Annotated in this window: 20 protein-coding genes; 19 read left to right on the top strand and 1 reads right to left on the bottom strand. The window is 71.8% G+C overall.

Features of this window, described 5'->3' with window-relative positions; translation table 11 throughout:
- Positions 1-10 precede the first annotated feature (10 nt).
- The gene (locus ACZ9QC_RS00775) at positions 11-628 is read left to right on the top strand and encodes a helix-turn-helix domain-containing protein (protein ID WP_472918265.1); all 618 of its coding nucleotides are present in this window, start codon (positions 11-13) and stop codon (positions 626-628) included.
- Between the two features lie 481 nt (positions 629-1,109).
- On the opposite strand, the gene ACZ9QC_RS00770 is transcribed toward ACZ9QC_RS00775, so the two are convergent.
- Complete coding sequence (locus ACZ9QC_RS00770; RefSeq protein ID WP_472918264.1) at positions 1,110-2,018, bottom strand: IclR family transcriptional regulator; 909 nt, start codon at positions 2,016-2,018, stop codon at positions 1,110-1,112.
- 392 nt (positions 2,019-2,410) lie between these two features.
- On the opposite strand from ACZ9QC_RS00770, the gene ACZ9QC_RS00765 reads away from it, so the two are divergent.
- The 18 genes from ACZ9QC_RS00765 (at position 2,411) to hutH (ending at position 21,265) form a co-directional block, all read left to right on the top strand.
- Positions 2,411-3,751 (top strand): aromatic ring-hydroxylating dioxygenase subunit alpha, encoded by a 1,341-nt coding sequence (locus ACZ9QC_RS00765; RefSeq protein WP_472918263.1) that lies wholly within the window; start codon positions 2,411-2,413, stop codon positions 3,749-3,751.
- Positions 3,751-4,113, top strand: a complete 363-nt coding sequence (locus ACZ9QC_RS00760; protein ID WP_472918262.1) for a bifunctional 3-phenylpropionate/cinnamic acid dioxygenase ferredoxin subunit — start codon at positions 3,751-3,753, stop codon at positions 4,111-4,113. The genes ACZ9QC_RS00765 and ACZ9QC_RS00760 overlap by 1 nt, the downstream gene beginning before the upstream one ends.
- The gene (locus ACZ9QC_RS00755) at positions 4,110-5,336 is read left to right on the top strand and encodes an NAD(P)/FAD-dependent oxidoreductase (protein ID WP_472918261.1); all 1,227 of its coding nucleotides are present in this window, start codon (positions 4,110-4,112) and stop codon (positions 5,334-5,336) included. The genes ACZ9QC_RS00760 and ACZ9QC_RS00755 overlap by 4 nt, the downstream gene beginning before the upstream one ends.
- A 144-nt stretch (positions 5,337-5,480) precedes the next feature.
- A complete protein-coding gene (locus ACZ9QC_RS00750) occupies positions 5,481-6,062 on the top strand; it encodes a 3-phenylpropionate/cinnamic acid dioxygenase subunit beta (protein ID WP_472918260.1) in 582 nt (193 codons plus the stop codon).
- A 98-nt stretch (positions 6,063-6,160) separates the two neighbouring features.
- Complete coding sequence (locus tag ACZ9QC_RS00745) at positions 6,161-7,027, top strand: alpha/beta fold hydrolase (RefSeq protein WP_472918259.1); 867 nt, start codon at positions 6,161-6,163, stop codon at positions 7,025-7,027.
- Between the two features lie 2 nt (positions 7,028-7,029).
- The gene (locus ACZ9QC_RS00740; RefSeq protein ID WP_472918258.1) at positions 7,030-7,887 is read left to right on the top strand and encodes an SDR family NAD(P)-dependent oxidoreductase; all 858 of its coding nucleotides are present in this window, start codon (positions 7,030-7,032) and stop codon (positions 7,885-7,887) included.
- 51 nt (positions 7,888-7,938) lie between these two features.
- On the top strand, positions 7,939-9,525 hold the full coding sequence (locus ACZ9QC_RS00735; protein WP_472918257.1) for an acyl-CoA synthetase: 1,587 nt from the start codon (positions 7,939-7,941) through the stop codon (positions 9,523-9,525).
- Positions 9,526-9,550: 25 nt separating this feature from the next.
- Entirely contained in the window at positions 9,551-10,102 is a 552-nt protein-coding gene (locus ACZ9QC_RS00730) for a GNAT family protein (protein WP_472918256.1), read from the top strand.
- Between the two features lie 176 nt (positions 10,103-10,278).
- Positions 10,279-11,280, top strand: a complete 1,002-nt coding sequence (locus tag ACZ9QC_RS00725; RefSeq protein ID WP_472918255.1) for a zinc-binding dehydrogenase — start codon at positions 10,279-10,281, stop codon at positions 11,278-11,280.
- A gap of 9 nt (positions 11,281-11,289) precedes the next feature.
- Positions 11,290-12,228 carry a 3-carboxyethylcatechol 2,3-dioxygenase gene (locus ACZ9QC_RS00720; protein ID WP_472918254.1) on the top strand — a complete coding sequence of 313 codons (939 nt, stop codon included), beginning with the start codon at positions 11,290-11,292 and terminating at the stop codon, positions 12,226-12,228.
- A 5-nt stretch (positions 12,229-12,233) separates the two neighbouring features.
- Positions 12,234-13,070, top strand: a complete 837-nt coding sequence (locus ACZ9QC_RS00715; protein ID WP_472918253.1) for a 2-keto-4-pentenoate hydratase — start codon at positions 12,234-12,236, stop codon at positions 13,068-13,070.
- Positions 13,067-14,017 (top strand): acetaldehyde dehydrogenase (acetylating), encoded by a 951-nt coding sequence (locus tag ACZ9QC_RS00710; protein WP_472918252.1) that lies wholly within the window; start codon positions 13,067-13,069, stop codon positions 14,015-14,017. Before ACZ9QC_RS00715 ends, ACZ9QC_RS00710 begins: the two co-directional genes overlap by 4 nt.
- On the top strand, positions 14,014-15,033 hold the full coding sequence (dmpG, locus tag ACZ9QC_RS00705; RefSeq protein WP_472918251.1) for a 4-hydroxy-2-oxovalerate aldolase: 1,020 nt from the start codon (positions 14,014-14,016) through the stop codon (positions 15,031-15,033). Before ACZ9QC_RS00710 ends, dmpG begins: the two co-directional genes overlap by 4 nt.
- A gap of 236 nt (positions 15,034-15,269) precedes the next feature.
- Positions 15,270-16,613: an MFS transporter gene (locus tag ACZ9QC_RS00700; RefSeq protein ID WP_472918250.1), complete on the top strand. Its 1,344-nt coding sequence runs from the start codon at positions 15,270-15,272 to the stop codon at positions 16,611-16,613.
- Positions 16,614-17,343: 730 nt separating this feature from the next.
- The gene (locus tag ACZ9QC_RS00695) at positions 17,344-17,478 is read left to right on the top strand and encodes a hypothetical protein (protein WP_472918249.1); all 135 of its coding nucleotides are present in this window, start codon (positions 17,344-17,346) and stop codon (positions 17,476-17,478) included.
- A complete protein-coding gene (locus ACZ9QC_RS00690) occupies positions 17,478-18,545 on the top strand; it encodes a pyridoxal phosphate-dependent aminotransferase (protein ID WP_472918248.1) in 1,068 nt (355 codons plus the stop codon). Before ACZ9QC_RS00695 ends, ACZ9QC_RS00690 begins: the two co-directional genes overlap by 1 nt.
- Positions 18,542-19,558 carry a class I SAM-dependent methyltransferase gene (locus tag ACZ9QC_RS00685; RefSeq protein ID WP_472918247.1) on the top strand — a complete coding sequence of 339 codons (1,017 nt, stop codon included), beginning with the start codon at positions 18,542-18,544 and terminating at the stop codon, positions 19,556-19,558. The genes ACZ9QC_RS00690 and ACZ9QC_RS00685 overlap by 4 nt, the downstream gene beginning before the upstream one ends.
- Positions 19,559-19,711: 153 nt before the next feature.
- Complete coding sequence (gene hutH / locus ACZ9QC_RS00680) at positions 19,712-21,265, top strand: histidine ammonia-lyase (protein ID WP_472918246.1); 1,554 nt, start codon at positions 19,712-19,714, stop codon at positions 21,263-21,265.
- The last annotated feature ends 17 nt before the right edge of the window (positions 21,266-21,282 follow it).

The raw sequence follows: 21,282 nt of genomic DNA, 5'->3' as shown, positions 1-21,282 counted from the left end.
CAGTGGTGTGGTGTCCTCAGGAACTGCCGTCGTCGCGCGCAACGTGCGCCATCTCAGGGAGCAGCGGGGTCTGTCCCTGGCCGGATTGGCCCGGCAGGCGGGCCTCGCCAAACAGACCCTGTCCAACCTGGAACAGGGCACCGGTAACCCGACCGTGGACACGTTGTTCTCGATCGCGACGGCGCTGGGCGTGCCGGTGACCCGGCTGGTGGCCGAGCGCGAGCAGGTGATGACGGTACAACGCGGTGCCGATGTCGTCTGGATGGAACACGAGGGGTACGAGACGCGGGCGTTGGACCATGTCTACGGCTCCGGTGTCATCGAGAACTATCTCGTACGCGTCGGCCTCGATCCGGACGGCACGAGGAAGCCGACCGAGCCCCACCCGGTGGGCACGCTGGAGCACTTGTACGTGATCAGTGGCCGGGTGCGGGTGGGACCGGCCGACAGCCCGGTGGAGTTGTGCAGCGGTGACTTCGTGCGCTACCCGGGCGACAGGCCGCACGTCTATCAGTCGCTGGAGGGGGAGAGCCTGGTGCACATCGTGGTGAGCGTGCCGCGGGTGCAGCCCGGCACCGGGTCCGGGAGTACGAACAGGGTGCGGACCCACGGTGACGTAGCCCTCTGACCCGGCCCCTGCCGATTGCACGGGAGCGGCCGTCGGCGCCTGCGCGACTCCCCGTCGCCACGACTTCGGCCACCGTGCCTCGGCCCGCGGCGTGGTGGAGCGCGACGACGATGCCGTCACGGACTGCACGAAGAAGCCCCGGCCGCAGGGGAGATCGCGTTTCGGGCACTCGGATCCCCTTGCTCTCCCTCCGGTCGACGCCGGGCTCGAGTCGGTGTCCGGTTCTCGACGCCGCCGCTCCCGTCCGCACCCGAAGTCAGGCGAGGATGGGAGCGGGCGTCCGCATGCGGGCAGGCCCTGGCGTCGTCGTTTCTCCATGGCCGATCCGGTCCGCCGCAACCGTTGCACGCACGCATGCTTGCTCCACCGGTCCCACAGGGGTGCACTCCCGTTCCGAGCTCATGTCGGTCACGAGTGGGGCGCCGGACGCGGCGTCACGCGATGGCCAGAACCCAGCCGGGCCGAACAAGGTCGGTGACGGTCAGAGGGTGGGCCTGCACTCGGCGCCCGACGGTGCACGCCGCTGGGCCTTGGTGGCCGCGTTGATCGCCCGTGCCGCCTCGTAGGCGACGCGGCGCAGAGCGGGGGCGAAGCGGGCCCGGTCGAAGCGGTGGTCCGCGCCGGCGACGGAGAGGGCCGCGACCGGTTGACCTGTGGGCCCCATGACCGGCACGGCGACACAGGCGAGGCCGAGGGCGGCTTCCTGGCGGTCGTGCGCGATGCCTTCCTGGCGGATGCGCCGTAGTTCGGCGCGGAAGGCGGCCGGGTCGGTGATCGTGTGGTCGGTGAGCTTCGGCAGCCCCGCCGAGATCGCCGCTTCCATGGCGTCGTGGTCGAAGGCGAGCAGGGCCTTGCCGACGGCCGTGCAGTATGCCGGCAGGCGGGCGCCGATATGGGAGGGGGAGCGGGTGGCCCGGTGCCCGTGGATCTTGTTGACGTACACGATGTCGGTGTCGTGCAGGACCGCGAGGTGCACGGTCTCCTGGGTCAGTACGTACAGGTCCGCGAGATGCGGTAACAGTCGCTCGCGCAGCAGCAGGGAGGTCGGGCCGTAGACCCGGGTGCCGATGTCGAAGAGCTGGGCGCCGAGCCGGTAGTCGCTGCCGACCCGTTCGACCAGGTCGTTGCGCTGAAGGATGCCCAACAGCCGGAACGCGGTCGACTTGGTGAGTCGGGTGCGGCGGGCCAGCTCGCTCACGCCGATCTCGCGGTCCTCCTCGGCGAGCGACTTGAGCAGGACGAGTGCCTTGTCGACCGCGGTCCGTTGGTCCGACCGGGCCGTCCGCCCGGGGGAGTGCGAACCGTCCGCGTCCGTGAGGGAATCGTCCGCGAACGAAGGGTCTTCGAGGGGGCTCTCGATGAGTTGGGCCAGGGGGGAGTGAACTGACATGGGGGGCTCCCGGAACGGTGCGAAGCAGCCATCAAAATGGACGCGCGTCCAATCTAGAGACCCCCTGCCCGCGTTGTAAACGGGTGGGAAAGGTGCGTGGGCCACCTGATTCGGTGTGCCGCATCGCGGCACACGGGCTGTGCCGGGCCTTCGCGATCGGCGTCTGCTGAGCCCATGCACCGACTCGACACCGCAGTGCCGACGCCCCGTTCAGCAGGCCGTGGGCGTCGGCACCGACGCGCAGCGCGACCTGGGGGGTCGGGCGCCGTGAGGGACCCACGCGCCGGATCCGGACGCCTGGCCTCCGTGCCGGTACCCGCACGCGCGCCTGTACACGCCCCGGCACCCGGCCGCCCGGGCCTCGCCTCGACCGGCGCCGAGGAGGTCCGGCGATGACCTCCGCACCCACAGGGCCCGTGGACCGTCTTCCCGGTGTCCCGCGCCCCTCCGCCGACGTGAGTGCCTGCTTCGACCTGGACCGCGGGCTGGTCGACCGCACGATCTTCAGCGACCGGGCCCTGTACGAGCAGGAGCTGCGCCGGGTCTTCGCGCCGAGCTGGCTGTTCCTCGCCCATGAGAGCCAGTTCACCAAGCCCGGCGACTTCTTCACCACCTACATGGGTGAGGACCCGGTCATCGTCGCGATGGGCCGCGACCGCAAGCTGCGGGCGTTCCTCAACGCCTGCCGGCACCGCGGGATGCGGGTCTGCCGTGCCGACGCCGGGGCGACCAAGGCGTTCACATGCAGCTACCACGGCTGGTCGTACGACACGTCGGGCAGGCTCGTCAACGTCCCCAACCAGGACGACTATCCGGACCATTTCGAGCAGGACCGGTGGGGACTGCTGGAGGTCGCCGGGCTCGACTCGTACAAGGGGCTGGTCTTCGCCACCTGGAACCCGGAGGCGCCGCCGCTCGTCGAGGCGCTGGGCGGGATGACCTGGTACATGGACGCGATGCTGGACCGTGATCCGGAGGGCACCGAGGTCGTCGGCGGGGTGCACAAGTGGGTGCTGGAGGGCAACTGGAAGCTGGCGGCCGAGCAGTTCGCCTCCGACTGGTACCACGTCAACGTCTCGCACGCCTCCGCGCTGATGGTCATGTCACCGACGGGCAAGGGACCCAAGACGGACATCGTGCAGACCCCGGGACGGCAGTACACCGATCCGCTCGGCCACGGGCACGGCTTCCCGACGCACCCCAAGAGCCGCTTCGACGACCGGATCGTGCACGCCCACTACGACTACGAGGCGCTGCGCGAGCGGCTCGGTGACGCCCGGGTGGAAGGCCCGATGACCACCGGGCACGCCACCGTCTTCCCCAACTTCTCCTACCTCCCGGTCAACGGCTCCATCCGGGTCTGGCACCCCAAGGGCCCGGACCGGATGGAGGTCTGGGCCTGGACCCTCGTGGACAGGTCCATGCCGGACGAGGTGAAGGACGCCCAACGGCTGTACAACCTGCGCACCTTCGGGCCCACGGGCATCTTCGAGCAGGACGACGGCGAGAACTGGAGCGAGTGCCAGGCCACGGCACACGGCTTCGTCTCCGGCTCTATGACCCTCAACTACCAGATGGGCCTGGGACTGGACGCCGAGGACGGTGTCCATCCGGGCACCACCGGCCGCCTCTACACCGACGGCGCCGCTCGCGGCATGTACGCCCGCTGGCGCGACCTGATGAACACGCCCGCCTGGCACGAGACGCCCGAGAGCGAAGAGAAGGACACCTGATGAGCACGAACACGAGCGGCACCGCTGTGCGCGTGGCCACCGTCGGCGACATCGAGGACGGCGAGGCGCTCAAGGTGCCGCCCGAAACCAGCGGTCACGACGACGCCATCGCCGTCTTCCACGACCGCGGCATCTACTACGCCCTGGACGACACCTGCTCGCACGGCCAGGCGTCCCTGTCCGAGGGCTGGATCGAGGACGGCGAGGTCGAGTGCCCGGTGCACAGCGCCCGCTTCTGTCTGAAGTCGGGCGAGCCGCAGTGCATGCCCGCCACCCTCGCGGTGCGCACCCACCGCGTCGAGGTCCGTGACGACGCCATCTGGCTCCACCTGCCCCGGTCCGGTGCGGAGTCCGCCCCATGAGCCCCCCACCGTCCTCGCCCCGGCGGATCGGCGTCGTCGGGGCCGGCCTGGCCGCCGTCTCCACCTGCGACGCGCTGCGCGCCCAGGGCTACGACGGGGAACTGACCCTCTACTCCGCCGAGCACGGCCTGCCCTACGACCGGCCGCCGCTGAGCAAGGACGTCCTGCTCGGCAAGGCCCGGCGCGAGAACATCCTGCTGCGGCCCGAACAGTGGTACGGCGAGCGGCGCGTAGAGCTGCGAGAGGGCGCCCGGGTCCGCGCGATCCGCCCCCAGCTGGGCGGCGTGGAACTGGCCGACGGCACGCTCGCCACAGCCGACCGGATCGTGCTGGCCACGGGAGGCACACCGCGCCCGCTGTCGGTGCCCGGCGGCGACGATCCGGCGGTCCATTCCCTGCGGACCTGGGAGGACGCCGAGCACCTTCGCCGACGGCTGTTGCCCGGAGCCCGGGTGATCGTCGTCGGCGCCGGCCTGATCGGCGCCGAGACCGCCGCCGTCGCGGTGGCCCTGGGCTGCCGGGTCACCCTGGTGGACCCCGTGCCGGTGCCACTGGCAGCGGCCGTCGGCGGTGACATCGCCGGCGCGCTGCACCGCAGACACGCCGCCGAGGGCATCGACGTGGTCACCGCCGGCGTGGTGAGCGTGGAGCGGAGCCCCCAGGGCGTTGTCGTACGTCTCACCGGGCACGGCGGCACCCTCGCCGCCGACACCGTGGTGGCCGGCATCGGCATCAGCCCGGCCACGGAAGCCGCCGAGGCGGCAGGACTGCGGGTCGACAACGGGGTCGTCGTCCGGGCCGGGCAACGCACGTCCCACCCGAACGTCTTCGCCGTCGGCGACGTGGCCCGCCTGGACGGTCACCCCGTGCGGCACGAGCACTGGGAGGCCGCCCAGCGGGACGGCGAGGCCGCGGCCCTGGGCATCCTGGACCGCCCGGTGCCCGACGTGGGCGCGCCCTGGTTCTGGTCCGACCGGCACGGCTCTCGTCTGGAGGCGGTCGGCGTCATGGCGGACGCCTGGCGGCACGTACGGCGCGGCGACCCGGACAAGGGCGCCTTCACCGTCTTCGGCCTGCGCGGAGACCGGCTGGTCGCGGCCGCCGCCATCGACCGGTCCCGGGACATCAAGGCCGCCCGGCGTCTCATCGACCGGGGGGTCCATGTGTCCCCCAGGGACCTGACCGACGAGCACACCGACCTGCGGGCCCTCCTCAGGCGCTGACCCCGGGCATCCGTCGGGCGCACCTCGTGGGCGCGCCCGACGGATGCCCGGCACCTGTGCCGCTCCGTGGCACACGCCCTCCCCGTGCCGCGTACTCCGCGTTGGAATGCCTGCAAGCAGTCAGGCCCGCAGGAGGAACCACCGATGAGTAGTCAGGCACCAGGGTCGGTAGTCGCCGGGACGGAGGCAGCGTTCGGTGAGGCCGCGTTCGATCCCGAGATTCGACTGCACTTCGAAGCACAGCGGCTGTACGCCCGTGAGGCGCAGTTGCTCGACCAGCATCGCTACGCGGATTGGCTGGAACTGTTCGCGGAGGATCTGCACTACTGGGCGCCGGTGCGCACCAACCGGCTGCGGCGGCAGCAGGCGCTGGCCGACGGGGCACCCGGCGAAGTGGCGATCTTCGACGAGACCAAGGCGAGTCTGGCCTGGCGGATCCGCCGGTTCGACTCGGGCATGGCATGGGCCGAGGACCCACCCTCCAGGTCCCGGCACCTGATCACCAACGTCACGGTCCGGGCCGCCGAGGAGCCGGGGGAGTACGTCGCCGAATCGGCGTTCCTCTGCTACCGCAACCGTCTGGAGCGGGAGGTCGACCTCTACGCCGGTGGCCGTACCGACCTGCTGCGCCGCGCCCCGGACGACGGAAGGCTGCTCATCGCCCGCCGCACGATCCTGCTCGACCAGAACGTCCTGCTCGCCAAGAACATCAGCACTTTCCTCTGACCGGACCACCCGCCCCGGACGGCTGGACGAACGGACGGCGGATGAACAGCGACCGGTCGAACGAACGACCGGATGAACGAACGACCGGGAGACCTCTCGTGGGCACAGACCAGACCGAAGAACCGAAGCTCGTCGAGCACACGGTGCGGACCACGCTCGGGCCCGTCGCGGTCAGCGAGACCGGCGAAGGGCCGGCGCTGGTGATGCTGCACGGTGGCGGCCCCGGTGCGAGCGCGGTCGCCAACTACCGCCAGAACCTGGCGGCTCTCGCCCCCCGCTTCCGCGTGGTCCTGCCCGACCAGCCGGGCTTCGGCGGCAGCTACCGGCCCACCGAGGCGGACCTGGACGCCCGCAGCATCACCGAGATCACCGTCGACGCGCTGCTGCAGACCCTGGACATCCTCGGCATCGACCGATTCCACCTGCTGGGCAACAGCCTGGGCGGCGCCGCCGCCATCGCCACGGCACTCGCCGCGCCGGAGCGGGTCGGAAAGCTGGTGCTCATGGCCCCCGGTGGCGGCTGGCTGCCCTTCGGGCCCACCCCGACCGAGGGGCAGAAGGCGATGTTCCGTTACTACAACGGAGAGGGCCCGACGCTGAAGAAGATGCGTGACTTCATCGGTGTGATGACCGCCGAGCCCAAACGCTGGACGGACACCGCCCAGGCCCGCTACGAGGCATCGCTCGACGAGTCCCACATCGCCTTCTACCACGCGTACAACAAGGCCTTCGCCAAGCGGTACGGCATGGACCCGCTCTGGCAGGACGTCCACCGGATCAAGGCGTCCACCCTCCTGCTCTGGGGCCGGGACGACCGCACCATCACCCTCGACGGCGCACAGCTCATGCTCAAGCAGATCCGTGACGTCCAGCTGCACGTGTTCGGCGGCTGCGGCCACTGGGTGCAACTGGAGCGGCAGGCCGAGTTCGAGCGCCTGGTCACCGACTTCCTCAAGGAGGCCTGACCATGAACAAGGGCTGGCTGGAGGACGAGGTCGCTCTGATCACCGGCGGCGGCTCCGGCATCGGCCGCGCAGTGGCCCTGCGCTACCTCGCCGAGGGCGCCCGCGTCGCGATCCTCGGACGTACGGCGGCGCAGCTGGAGGAGGTGGTGCGCGCCGCCGGCGACCGGGGCGACCGGGTACTGCCGCTCACCGGTGACGTACGCAGCACGGACGACCTGCACCGGGCGGTGGAGACGACCGTCGAACGGCTCGGCAAGCTCGACATCCTCGTCCCGAACGCCGGGATCTGGGACTACCACCGCAGTGTGACCCGCCTGACGGGCAAGGAACTCGCCGAGACCTTCGACGAGATCTTCGCGATCAACGTCAAGGGGTACGCGCTGGCCGTGGAGGCCGCCTGGCGGGAGCTGGTCGCCACGCGCGGCAGCATCGTGATGACCCTGTCGAACGCCTCCCTGCACACCGACGGCGGCGGCTCCCTCTACACCGCCAGCAAGCACGCCTGCCTCGGGCTGTTGCGTCAGTTCGCCTTCGAACTGGCGCCGAGGGTCCGGGTGAACGGCGTCGCCGTCGGCGGTATGCGCACCCAGCTGCGCGGCCCCGAGAGTCTCGGTCTGCACCACCGTACGCTCGCCGCGTCCTTCGCCAGGAACGAGGAGGCGCAAGCCCTCTCCGGTGAGAAGCCGACGCCGCTGATCCCGTTGTACGACTCCAGCGTAGAACCGGAGGACTTCACCGGCCCGTACGTCCTGCTGGCCTCCCGCACCGAGAGCGGCACCGTCACCGGAGCCGTGATCCCCGCCGACGGCGGCATCGCCGTACGCGGGTTCCGCGCCCCCGCCGGTGGCGCGGGCCTGTGACCCCCGCACCTGTGAGTGTTCCGTCCGACAGCCATCGAAGGAGCCGCCGTCATGGCCGCCGTCGACATCAGTCCCGCCGCCGCGCTGCATCGCAGGGCTCCGTACTCCACGGCACCCGCCGTCGTCTACGAGGGCCGTGAGGTCTCCGCGTCGCAACTCAGCGGCACCGTGAAGGAGTTCGCCGCCGGACTGTCCGAGCACGGTCTGCGCCGGGGGGACCGGATCGCCTACCTCGGCTTCAACAGCGTGACCTTCCTGGAGACGTTGTTCGCCGCGGCCCACCTCGGCGCGGTCTTCGTTCCCCTGAACTTCCGCCTCGCGGCCGACGAGGTCCGTCACATCCTGAACGACTGCGGAGCCCACACCGTCGTCGTCGAGGAGGGCCACCGCGCATTGGTGGAGTCGATCCTGGCCGACGTACCCGCCCGGCGACATCTGCTCGTCGACACGGACCCCGAGTGCCCTGCCACGCACGAGCCCGCACCCGCCTGGACCCCCTTGTCGGAGCTGCGCGGCCCGGGACGTCCCGTGCGGGAGCCCGTCGCGCTCCGGGACGACACCCTCGCGGCCCTGATGTACACCTCCGGCACCACGGGCCGGCCCAAGGGGGTCATGCTCACCCACGGCAACCTCTGGTGGAACGCGGTGAACGTCGACGCCGTCGTGGACACCCGCGCGGACGACGTGAACCTGGCCCTCGCCCCCCTGTTCCACATCGGCGGACTCAACGCCTTCACCCTGCGCACCCTGGTGCGTGGCGGCACCGTGGTGCTGCGCCGGGCCTTCGATCCGGTCCAGTGCCTCCAGGACCTCGTCGACCACCGTGTGAACACCTTCTTCGCGGTCCCCGCCATGTACGCGGCCCTCGCCCGGACACCCGGATTCGCCGAGGCCGACCTCGGTGCGCTGCGCTCCGCGGTCGTCGCGGGGGCTCCCGTACCGCCCCAGCTGATCAGGGACTACGGCGAGGCGGGCCTGCTGCTCCAGCAGGCCTGGGGGCTGACCGAGACAGCGCCGTTCGCCACCTATCTGCCCGCCCGGATGACCCTGGAGAAGGCCGGATCGGCCGGCCTCGCGATGCCGTACACCGAGATCCGGCTGACGGACCCGGGCACCGGGGCCGGGATCGACGGCCCGGACACCCGGGGCGAGATCTGTGTCCGGGGCCCCAACGTGACCTCCGGCTACTGGGACAACCCGGATGCCACGCGGGCCGCCTTCGACGACATGGGCTGGTTCCACACCGGGGACATCGCCCACCGGGACAAGGACGGTCACTACTACATCGTCGACCGCCTCAAGGACATGATCATCAGTGGCGGCGAGAACGTCTACCCGGCCGAGGTGGAGCGCGTTCTCGTGGAGTACCCCGGAATCCTGGAGGCCGCCGTCGTCGGAGTGCCGGACGCCAAGTGGGGCGAGACCGTCCTCGCCGTCGTCAGCTGCGCGGCCGGCACGGAGCCCACGGTGGAGGAGGTGAGGGCGTTCGCGGACCGGTACTTGGCCCGCTACAAACTCCCCACCGCCGTCATGGTCATCGGCGAGCTGCCCCGTAACGCCAGCGGCAAGCTGGACAAGATCGAGCTGCGCCGGTGGGTGACGGCGCGGCGGAGTGCGCCGGGCACTCCCACGGCCTGACCCGCCGTCCCAGGAAGCACGAGTCATGGCCACATTTCCCGACACCGCACCGGCGACCGCCCTGGGCGGCGGCTGGTCCCTGCGGCCGGCCGACGAGCCGCCGCCCGTCGGCCGTTCGCCCGCCCGCCGCTACACGGCCTCCCACGGCGACGGTGACGAACGGGTGGATCTCCTCGTCCGGGTCCAGCGAGTCCGGCACCACCCGTTGCGGGCCTGTTACCCCTACGGCCAGCACGACCTCGTCGTATGGCTCGACGACGATGGCGGCGGCGAAGGCGACGACGGCGCAGGCTGCGGTGGTGACCGCGACGAGCCTGCGGCGCACGGGCCCGTGTCCGCCGCCTCGGGCCTGCTGCGGGTGCTGATTCCCGCGCTCTTCGCCGCCGACGCGCGCTGCCGCCGTGTGATCGCCGCGCCGGACGAGCGCGACGTCCACGCCCAGCGGATCCTGGCGGACGGTGGCTTCCGCAGAATCACGGAAGCGGACCTACCGGGGGGCGGCTGCGTCGTGCTGTTCGCCGCCGAGCCACCGGACGTCGCCGAACTGTCCACCGCCCTGGACGACATGCCTCACTGAGGCGGCGGGCCGGGCACCTCCACCACCTCGTCGGCCGCGCCGCGGGCCGGGACTGTCCCGGCCCGCGGCGCGGCCGTGGCGCGTCGGTCGCGCATCACTGGCGCGTACACCGAACCCGTGCTGCCCAGCGGCACACGCACTAGGGCAGGTCGGCCGGTCGGAGCGACCGTGGCCGCGTGCTTGCCGCAACCGCAATCTCCCAGAGCGCCGCCGACCCGCTGTCGGGGCTGGTGCTGCGCGATGTCCCCGAACCGACCCCGCGCCCCGGCTGGTCACGCGTCCGCGTGGTGGCCTCCTCGCTGAACATGCACGACGTGTGGACGCTGCGGGGGGTGGGCCATCCCCCCGACCGGCTGCCGATCATCCTCGGGTGTGACGCCGCCGGCTACGACGAGCAGGGCAATGAGGTCATCGTCCACCCGGTGATCGGCGACCCGGACGCGGGCCGGGGCGACGAGACACTCGACCCGGACCGGGCGCTGCTGTCCGAGCGACACGACGGGGCGTTCGCGGAGTACGTGTCCGTTCCCGCCCGCAACCTGGTCCCGAAGCCGCCCTGGCTCACCTTCGACGAGGCCGCCTGCCTGCCGGTCGCCTGGACCACCGCCTACCGCATGCTGTTCACCCAGGCCCGGATCACCGCCGGTGACCGGGTGCTCGTGCAGGGCGCGGGCGGCGGTGTCGCCTCCGCGGCCATCAGGCTGGCGGTGGCCGCGGGTGCCGTCGTCTACGCCACCAGCCGGAGCGCCGACAAGCGTGCCGAGGCCGTCTCCTGGGGCGCCCGCGCAGCCGTGGCCGCCGGTGAACGGCTGCCCGAACGGGTGGACGTGGTGATCGAGACCGTCGGTGAGGCCACCTGGTCCCATTCGCTGAAGTCGCTCCGGCCCGGCGGCACGGTGGTCGTCGCCGGCGCGACGAGCGGGATGAACCCGCCCGCCGACCTCGGGCGGATCTTCTACCTCCAGCAGCGCGTCCTCGGCTCCACCGGCGCCACCCGCGTCGAACTGCTGGCGATGCTGCGGCTGATGGAGGCCACCGGGGTCCGGCCGGTCATCGACCGGACACTGCCGCTCGCCGAGATCCACAAGGGCTTCCAACTCATGATCGACGGCGGTCTCACCGGAAAGCTCGTCGTCCATCCGCCGGGCCCGGCCCGGCCACGCACCCCCCAGAAGTAAGGAACCGCCGTGACCGCAGCAGCCGTGGGGCTGTCCCACTCGCCCCTCATCGGCAAGAACGATCCCGATCCCGAGGTCGTGGCCCGGGTCGACCGGGCCGTCGAGGGCGCCCGGGAGTTCATCCGCGCGTACGAACCGGAACTGGTCGTCCTCTACGCGCCCGACCACTACAACGGCTTCTTCTACCGGGAGATGCCGCCCTTCTGCCTGGCCACCGAGGCCCATGCGGTGGGTGACTTCGGGTCGTCCGCGGGCCCGCTCGCGGTCGACACCGCCGCCGCGAAGGCACTGGCCCGGGGTGTGCTCGACCGGGGCGTCGATCTGACGGTGTCGGCCCGGATGACCGTCGACCACGGGTTCGCGCAACCCCTGGACGTGCTCTTCGGCGGGATCGACAAGGTGCCCGTGGTGCCGGTGTTCGTCAACGGTGTGGCCACGCCGCTCGGCCCGGTCGGCCGGGTGAGGGCGCTCGGCACCGCGATCGGGCGGGCCGCGGCCGAACTCGACCGCAGGGTGCTGTTCCTGGCCTCCGGCGGTCTCTCCCACGATCCGCCCGTGCCGGTTCTGGACGGGGCGCCCCCCAGGGTCGCCGACGCCCTCATCGAGGGCCGCCCGCCCACCGCCGAGCAGCGCGCCAGGGGCGAAGAGAGGGTCGTCGCCGCCGGACGCGACTACGCCGCCGGCTCGTCCGCGATGATTCCCCTCAACCCCGCCTGGGACAACCGCTTCCTCGACCACCTGGAGAACGGCGAGCTGGCGGAGTTCGACACCTGGACCGTCGAGGGCATGGCGACGGCGGGCGGCAACTCCGCCCACGAGGTCCGCACCTGGATCGCCGCCTTCGCCTCCCTCGCCGCCTTCGGCCCGTACGACCTGACGTCCCGGTTCTACGAGGCGATTCCCGCGTGGATCGCCGGGTTCGCCGTGGCCACCGCGAAGGGACGGTGATCGCCATGGCCGCTGATGTGTACGCGGTGGCGCGCGCCGCCGCACGGCTGGCGGGCGCGGCGGACGACGGGCGCCCGGTCCCTCCGGTCCGCGATCTGCTCGGCGAACACGACATCGATGCCGCCTACGCCGTGCAGCGGGAACTCACCGAGCGCAGGCTGGCCGGCGGCGCGGTCGTCGTCGGGCGCAAGATCGGACTCACCTCCCCGGCTGTGCAGAAGCAACTCGGCGTCGACCAGCCCGACTTCGGGGTGCTGTTCGCCGACATGGACGTCTCGGCCCTGCGGGAGGTCCCGTCGCAGCGGCTGCTCCAGCCGAAGGCCGAGGCCGAGATCGCCTTCGTCCTGGGCGAGGATCTGGCCGACGGGGACTTAGACGCCGCCGGTGTCCGAAGCGCCGTGGAATACGCGGTCGCGGCGATCGAGATCGTCGACAGCCGTATCGCCGCCTGGGACATATGCCTCACCGACACCGTCGCCGACAACGCCTCCAGCGGCCTGTTCGTGCTGGGCGACCACCGGGTCACCCTCGACGCGTTCGAGCCGCGCGAGGCCACCATGCGCATGTACGTCGAGGACGAACTGGTCTCCGAGGGTGACGGCGCCGCCTGTCTCGGTGACCCGTTGAACGCGCTCGCCTGGCTGGCCCGTACCTGCCAGGCGTACGGAGCGCCGCTGCGGGCCGGGCAGGTCGTCCTGTCAGGAGCTCTCGGCCCGATGGTCCCGGCGCCGCCCGGCGCCCGGATCCGGGCCGAGATCCATCCGCTGGGCACGGTCGGTGCCGTGTTCTCCGAGAGGCCGGACGGGCCCCGCAGTTCCGAGGAGAAGGGGAGCGGCGCGTGAAGAGGACCAAGGTCGCCGTCATCGGGTCGGGCAACATCGGCACCGACCTGATGATCAAGATCCTGCGCCTGTCGGACACCCTGGAGATGGGCGCCATGGTCGGCATCGACCCGGCCTCCGACGGCCTCGCCCGTGCCGCCCGGCTGAAGGTGCCCACCACCCACGAGGGCGTGGACGGTCTGATCGCGCTGCCCGGCTTCGACGACATCGGCATCGTCTTCGACGCCACCTCGGCCAAGGCCCATCTCGCCAACGCCGCCCGGCTGGCGCCCTACGGCAAGCGGCTCATCGACCTCACCCCCGCCGCCGTCGGCCCGTTCGTCGTGCCACCGGTCAACGGGGACGCCCAACTGGACGCCATGAACGTGAACATGGTGACGTGCGGCGGCCAGGCCACCATCCCCGTCGTCGCGGCGGTGTCGGCGGTGACGCCGGTCCCCTACGCGGAGATCGTCGCCTCCATCGCCTCCCGGTCGGCGGGGCCGGGCACGCGCGCCAACATCGACGAGTTCACCGAGACCACGTCCCACGCGATCGAGTCCGTCGGCGGCGCCTCCCGGGGCAAGGCGATCATCGTCCTGAACCCGGCCGAGCCACCCCTCATCATGCGGGACACGGTGTTCTGCCTCATCGGGGACGCCGACCACGACGCCGTCCGCGCGTCGGTCGAGGCCATGGTCGAACGGGTCGCCCAGTACGTCCCCGGCTACCGGCTCAAGCAGCAGGTGCAGTTCACCCCGGTGGACGGCACCGAACCGGTGCACACCCTGGTGCCGCCGGGCGCCGGGCCGGTGACCACCCGGGTGTCGGTGTTTCTCGAAGTCGAGGGCGCCGCCCACTACCTGCCCGCCTACGCCGGGAATCTCGACATCATGACGTCCGCCGCCCTGCGGGTCGCCGAGTCGATCGCCCGGCGCGACGCCGTTTCCCCGGAGGACCGCCCATGACGCGCAAGCTGTACATCCAGGACGTCACCCTGCGGGACGGCATGCACGCCATCCGGCACCGGATCGACCCCGCCGACGTCGGACGGATCGTCGCGGCCCTCGACGCCGCCGGGGTCGACGCGATCGAGGTCGCCCACGGCGACGGACTGGCCGGCGGCTCCGTCACCTACGGGCCGGGCAGCCACACCGACTGGGAGTGGATCGAGGCGGCGGCCGAGAACCTCACCGGTGCCGTGCTCACCACCCTGCTCCTGCCCGGCATCGGCACCATCGCCGAACTGGAACGCGCCCACGCCCTCGGTGTCCGGTCGGTGCGCGTCGCCACGCACTGCACCGAGGCCGACATCTCCGCGCAGCACATCGCCACGGCCCGCGAGCTGGGCATGGACGTCGCCGGGTTCCTGATGATGAGTCATATGGCTCCCGCCGCCGAACTCGCCGCCCAGGCACGGCTGATGGAGTCGTACGGGGCGCACTGCGTGTACGTCACCGACTCCGGCGGCCGGCTCACCATGGACGGTGTGCGCGAACGGGTCCGCGCCTACCGCGACGCGCTGGACCCGGCCACCGAGATCGGCATCCACGCACACGAGAACCTGTCCCTCTCGGTCGCCAACAGCGTGGTCGCCGTGGAAGAGGGGGTCACCCGGGTCGACGCGTCGCTCGCCGGGCAGGGCGCCGGCGCCGGGAACTGCCCGATCGAGGCGTTCGTCGCGGTCGCGAACATCCAGGACTGGAAGCACGGCTGTGACCTGTTCGCCCTCCAGGACGCCGCCGACGACCTGGTCCGACCACTGCGGGACCGCCCGGTCCAGGTCGACCGGGAGACGCTCACCCTCGGCTACGCGGGCGCCTACTCCTCGTTCCTGCGCCACGCCGAGGCCGCCGCAGGACGGTACGGGGTCGACGCCCGTGCACTGCTCCTGGAGGTGGGCCGCCGGGGCCTCGTCGGCGGCCAGGAGGACATGATCGTCGACATCGCGCTCGACCTGGCGGCCGCGAAGGGCGGCAACTGACCGCTCCCGCCGCCACTTCGCCCACCTCGCCCGTCCCCGGGAGAGGTGGGCGAAGTGCCGGGAAAAACATGCATATTGCAGGTGCTCGACACCTCGGCCGGTGACGATCGGCACCTGTTCCACAGGGTGGCACAGCCGTGCGCCGGCCGGTCGCCCGCCTCCTACAGTCCACGGCACCAGTCCCCACTGTGGCCCGGATCACTTCATGTCCCGGCCTGTCGGAGGTGAACCGCTCCATGTCCGAAGCCGGCAGCGACGCAGCAGCAGTCGGAACCGCCACACCCCCCGCCCCACCGCCCGCGGCGAGAAAGGACGTTTCCCGCGTCGCCGTCGCGAGCCTGGTCGGCACCACGATCGAGTACTACGACTTCGCCGTGTACGGCACGGCCGCCGCGCTCGTCCTCGGCCCGGCCTTCTTCCCGTCCGGCAGCTCCACGGTCTCGACCCTCGCTGCCTTTCTCACCTTCGCCGCCGCGTTCCTCGCCCGCCCCGTCGGGGTCGTGCTGTTCGGGACGATCGGCGACCGGGTCGGCCGCAAGCGGGCCCTGGTGATCTCGCTGGTGCTGATGGGCATCGCCACGGTCGGTGTCGGACTGCTGCCGACCTACGAGACCGTGGGCATCCTGGCTCCGGTGCTTCTGGTGGCCCTGCGGCTGCTGCAGGGCGTGAGCATGGGCGGTGAGTGGGGCGGCGCGGTGCTGCTCGCCGCCGAGCACGCCCCGCCGGGGCGGCGGGCGATGTACGCGTCCATTCCCCAGATCGGCGCGCTGCTGGGCTTCCTGCTGTCGAGCGCCGTGATCCTGCCGACGATCGCCGTCGCCGGCCGGGACGGATTCGCCGCCGGGGCATGGCGCGTGCCGTTCCTGCTGAGCACGCTGCTCATCGTCGTCGGGTTCTGGGTGCGCAGCCGGGTCAGCGAGTCACCCGTGTTCAGCGGCCGGTCCTCGTCCGACCGCCCCGCCGCCCCTCGGTTCCCGCTGGGCGCCCTGGTCAAGGAGTACCCGGGACAGCTGCTGCTCGGCATCGGCTCGGCGGTCGGCGGCTCGGCGGTCTACTACCTGACGATCGTCTACAGCCTGTCGTACGGGCCGAAGGCGCTCGGTATCGCGCAGAACACGATGCTGGCCGCCGCGAGCGTGGCCGCCGGCGTCACGGCCGCCGCGGTGATCCCGGTCGCCCGGCTCGCCGACAGGACGGGCCGACGGCCGGTGATCATCGCCGGGGCCGTCGGATGTGTGGTGTGGGCGCTGCCCATGTTCGGCTCCCTGCAGACCGGCAACGGTCTGGTCATCACCGGGGCGTTCACCGTGGGACTGCTGCTGTTCATCCTGATGTTCGCCCCGATCGCGGCCTTCCTGCCGGAGCTGTTCCCGGCCCGGCTGCGCTACACGGGAGCCTCGGCGACGTTCATTCTCGCCAACACCCTCGGCGGCGGGTTCGCCCCGCTGGTCGCGACCTGGCTGAACTCCCAGTGGAAGTCGCCGCTCGTCCTCGGCGCCTACGCGGGAGGCCTGTGCCTGGTCAGTCTGCTGTGCGTCCTGGCGCTGCCCGAGACACGCGACCGCGACTTCGCGGTCTGACGCGCCACCGACGCGTGACCGGGCGCGGTCAGCCGCAGCGCCGGGCGCCGGCGTCACCCTGCTGATCGCGCGACGTGCCCCCGACCGTCCGCGGACACGGACGGTCGGGGGCTTGAGCCGCAGCACGGCCGTCGAAGGTCACCGTGCGCCGGAGCGGGTGAGCGGACGCGGCCCCAGGCGGCGGTGCACCTCGACCGGCGCGTTCCGACGGGCGGAGGCGCGGGTGAACGGGAGGGTCCGTGACGGGCTTGTCTCCCCTGCGTGCCCTACCCTCCCGTCGATCCGTGCCGGGCGTCTCCACATCGCCCGGCTCACGTGTGCTCCCGGTCGGATCGCCCGTCGTGCCGCTCTGCGGCACGCAAGGGTGACACCCAAATGTTCAAGGACATCTCCTGTTAACAGCCCGGTAGTGAGTTCTCCCTCCAAGGACGGCAGGAGATCTGATGCGGTGTGAGACTGTCGTTGCCTTCGCGTGCCGGACGAGAACGACGGCCCGTCCCCGGTGAGGCGGCCTGCCCCGGAGCACGGACCCGACGCACCCACGCCTCTCCCCGCTCGCACATCCCTCAGGATCCGCTCCTTCATCAGCCCGGGACGAGGCGTACTCGCTCGCGGTGCGGACGGGACCGCTGCCGTCGCCGCGGGCGGAAACACGGCTGAGCGACGGCAGGCGCGCGCCATCTCCGTCAGCTGCGACCACCACGTGACCGGTTCGACAGGAAGAGACGCCATGAACCAACGACTCCGGTGGGGCCGCGCCGACCGGCCCGGGACCACCCCCGCGATCGGCGAGGTCCTGTCCCACGGCACCCCGACCGCTCCGAGCCCCGCGGATGCGGCGGCCCCGCGCGAGGAGGGCCGCTGATGCTCACCAGGACAGCGACCGTCCACCCCGTCGGCGACACCGTCCGTCCGCTCCTGCTGCACCGCAGCGAGAACCCCTGGGGCGCGAGTCCCAAGGCCGTGGCGGCGGCACAGGCCGAGCTGGTGCGCGTCAACCGCTATCCCGACCCGGAGCACACCGCGCTCATCGACGCCCTCGCCGCCCACCACCGCGTCACCACCGGCAGCGTCGTCGTGGGCAACGGCCTGGACGAGGTCGTCATGATGCTCGCTCTCGCACTGCGCGACACCCGCCGCGCGGTGGTCAACGAGGCCACCTTCCAGGGCTACCCGAAGAGCCTGGAGGCGGTGGGCCTGGACGTCGTGCGGATCCCCCTCGACCACCACCGCGTGGGCCCCGCCGCGCTGATGGAGCAGATGGAGAACGGCGCGGCCCTCGTCTTCGTCTGCAATCCGCACAACCCCACCGGATCGGTCCTGGACGCCGGCGCGGTGAAGGACCTGTGCGAGACGGCGCGCGCCACCGGCTCGCATCTCGTGTTCGACGAGGCGTACGCGGAGTTCGCCGACGACTCCTTCACCTCGGCCCTGCCCTGGGCGCGCGAGGGCGGTCCCGTCAGTGTGCTGCGCACGTTCTCCAAGGCGTACGGACTCGCCTCCCTGCGCGTGGGCGCGTTGATCGGCTGCCCCGACCTGGTCTCGCGGATGGGGGCCGTGCAGGACGCCATGCCGTTCCATGTGAACCGGCTCGCGCAGGCGGCGGCCCGTGCGGCGCTGCAGGACCAGGCCTTCCTGGAACAGACCAGGGTCCGCACCGCCACGGCGCGCGCCACCCTGTGCTGCGGCCTGGACCGGCTCGGCATCACCTACCTGCCCTCGCAGACCAACTTCGTCACCGTGCATCTGCCCGGCATCGCGGCCGAGGTCACCCGGCACCTGCTCGCCGACCACATCCACGTACGGCACACCACGGACATGGGGATGCCCGACTGGATACGCATCTCCCTCGGCACCCCCTCCGACGTCCTCACCCTCGTGCGCCGTCTCGAAGCCGCCCTCACCACCACCGATCAGGAGGCATCCCGATGACCGCAACCGCCCCCCACGACACCGGCACCCCCCTCAGCATGCGTCAGGCGTTCAACGGCACGGTCCTCGCCTCAGCCGTCAGCGCGGCCACCGAAATCGGCCTGCTGGACGAACTCCGGGAGCGAGGGGCCTGCGCCCTCGACGAGTTCGCCGAGAAGCACGGTCTGCGCCCCATGGCACTGCGCCTCGTCGCGGACGTCCTGCAGGGCGCGGACGCGGTGGCGACGGTACGGGAGAACGGCACGGACACCCTGGTCCGCGGGCCGCACTTCGCCGATCTGTGGGAGAACAAGGGCTACTTCGTGTGGCTCGTCCAGGGGTACGCTCCCCTCCTCGCCCAGGCCCACACGCTGGCGGGGACGGGCCGGGGCAGGGACGCCATGCGGCTGCGGGACGGGGCGGCCGTCGCACGGTCCGGCCGCGACTACGGCCACTTCCACGTCGACCCGGTCTTCGACCGTGTCATGTCCGGCCTCGACTTCGAGCGGGCGGCGGACCTCGGCTGCGGCAGCGGCCGGCGCGTCATCCGGCTCGCGCAGCGGCACCCGGACAAACGCTTCGTCGGGATCGACATCGACGCGGGCGCCGTCGAGGTGGCCAGGAAGGCCGTCGCCGACGCCGGGCTCCTGGACCGGGTGGAGATCGTCCACGGCGACATCTCCCGCCTGGAGGAGGGCCGTTACCCCGGCGTCGACCTGGTCTTCTCCTTCTTCCTCGGGCACGACCTGTGGCCGCTGGAGGACTGTGTGGCCTCGCTGCACGGCTTGCGTGAGGCGTTCCCCGACGTACGCCGGTTCCTGCTCAGCGACACCTACCGCTCCGAGCTCAGCAAGGACGCCGGAGCACCGGTCTTCTCCCTCGGGTTCGAATACACCCACGCCCTGATGGACCAGTACATCCCCTCCCCGCAGGAGTGGGAGGTCGCCTTCTCCCGTTCCCCGTGGCAGCTGCGCGACCGTACCGAGCTGGGCATCCCCTTCAGTTGCATCTTCCATCTGACGCCGACTGCCTGACACCACGTCACCTGCGGCCGTCCCTTCTCTTCGTCAGCCGTGCCCCCACACGACCCGTTCGACAGGAAGAAACGCCATGGACAAGCAACCGGAGCGGGGCCTCGCCCGACCCGAGACCCCCGCCACGACCGACGAGACCCCGGCGGGTGCCCGATGAGCCTGCCGCCCCGGACCGTCACCGTCGGAACCGGCCCGCTCTCCTTCGACGACGTCGTCGCCGTGGCACGGCACGGCGCGACGGTCCGGCTGGGCGACGACGCACTCTCGGCGCTGGACAAGGGCCGGGCCCTGGTGGAAGACCTCGTGGCCGCGCCGGTCGCGGTGTACGGGATCTCGACCGGGTTCGGCGCGCTGGCGACCGAGCGCATCCCGCCGGAGCAGCGGGCCCAGCTCCAGCGATCCCTGGTCCGCTCCCACGCGGCCGGCTCGGGGCCGGAGGTCGAGCGGGAAGTCGTCCGCGGAATGATGCTGCTGCGGCTGTCGACGCTCGCGACCGGGTACACCGGCGTACGCGCCGAGACGGCGGAGCGGCTCGCCGCGATGCTGTCGGCCGGGATCACCCCGGTGGTACGCGAGTACGGCTCCCTCGGATGCTCCGGCGACCTGGCACCGCTCGCCCACTGCGTGCTGGCGTTGATGGGCGAGGGCGAGGTGCGCGACGCGTCGGGTGCCCCGATGCCCGCCGCCGAGGCGCTCGCCGCCGCGAGGATCACCCCGGTGCAACTCCAGGAGAAGGAAGGCGTCGCTCTCCTCAACGGCGTCGAGGGCATGCTGTGCCACCTCGTCCTCGCGGTCACCGATCTACGGCGGCTGCTGAAGACCCTGGACATCGCCGCCGCCATGTCCGTCGAGGCACAACTCGGCACCGACCGGGCGTTCGCCTCCGACCTCATGGCCCTTCGCCCCCATCCCGGACAGGCCGCCGCCGGGGCCAACCTGGTCGCCGTCATGGCGGGTTCCGGGGTCCGGGCCTCCCACCGGGGGCCGGACTGCACCCGCGTCCAGGACGCGTACTCCCTGCGCTGCACACCCCAGGTCCACGGCGCGGCCCGCGACGCCGTCGAGTACGCCGCCACCGTGGCCGGCCGTGAGATGGCGGGGGCCGTCGACAGCCCGGCCGTGCTCTCCGACGGACGGGTGGAGTCCAACGGCAACTTCCACGGCGCACCCGTCGGTCACGCCCTCGACTTCCTCGCCATCGCCACCGCGGACGCCGCCTCGATCAGCGAACGCCGGACCGACCGGTTCCTCGACACCGCCCGCAACCACGGCCTGCCGCCGTTCCTCGCCGACGACCCCGGGGTCGACAGCGGCTACATGATCGCCCAGTACACCCAGGCCGCGATCGTCTCCGAACTCAAGCGCCTCGCCGTACCCGCCTCCGTGGACTCCATCCCGACCAGCGCCATGCTGGAGGACCATGTGTCCATGGGCTGGAGCGCCGCCCGCAAACTACGGCGTGCCGTCGACGGCCTCACCCGCGTCGTCGCCGTCGAGATCCTCACCGGTGCACGCGCCCTCGACCTGCGCGCCCCGCTGGCCCCGTCGCCCGCCACCGGCGCCGTCGTGGAACTCCTGAGGTCCTCCGGCATCCCCGGCCCCGGCCCGGACCGTTATCTGTCGCCCGAGATCAACGACGCCGTCGAGCTCGTCGCCTCGGGCGCCGTCCTCGCCGCGGTCGAGTCGGTGACGGGAGCCCTCTCGTGACCGCGCCGCGAGAAGGG

The organism is Streptomyces sp. HUAS MS02, from assembly GCF_055702265.1.
This window is presented reverse-complemented; position numbering and strand designations above follow the sequence as displayed.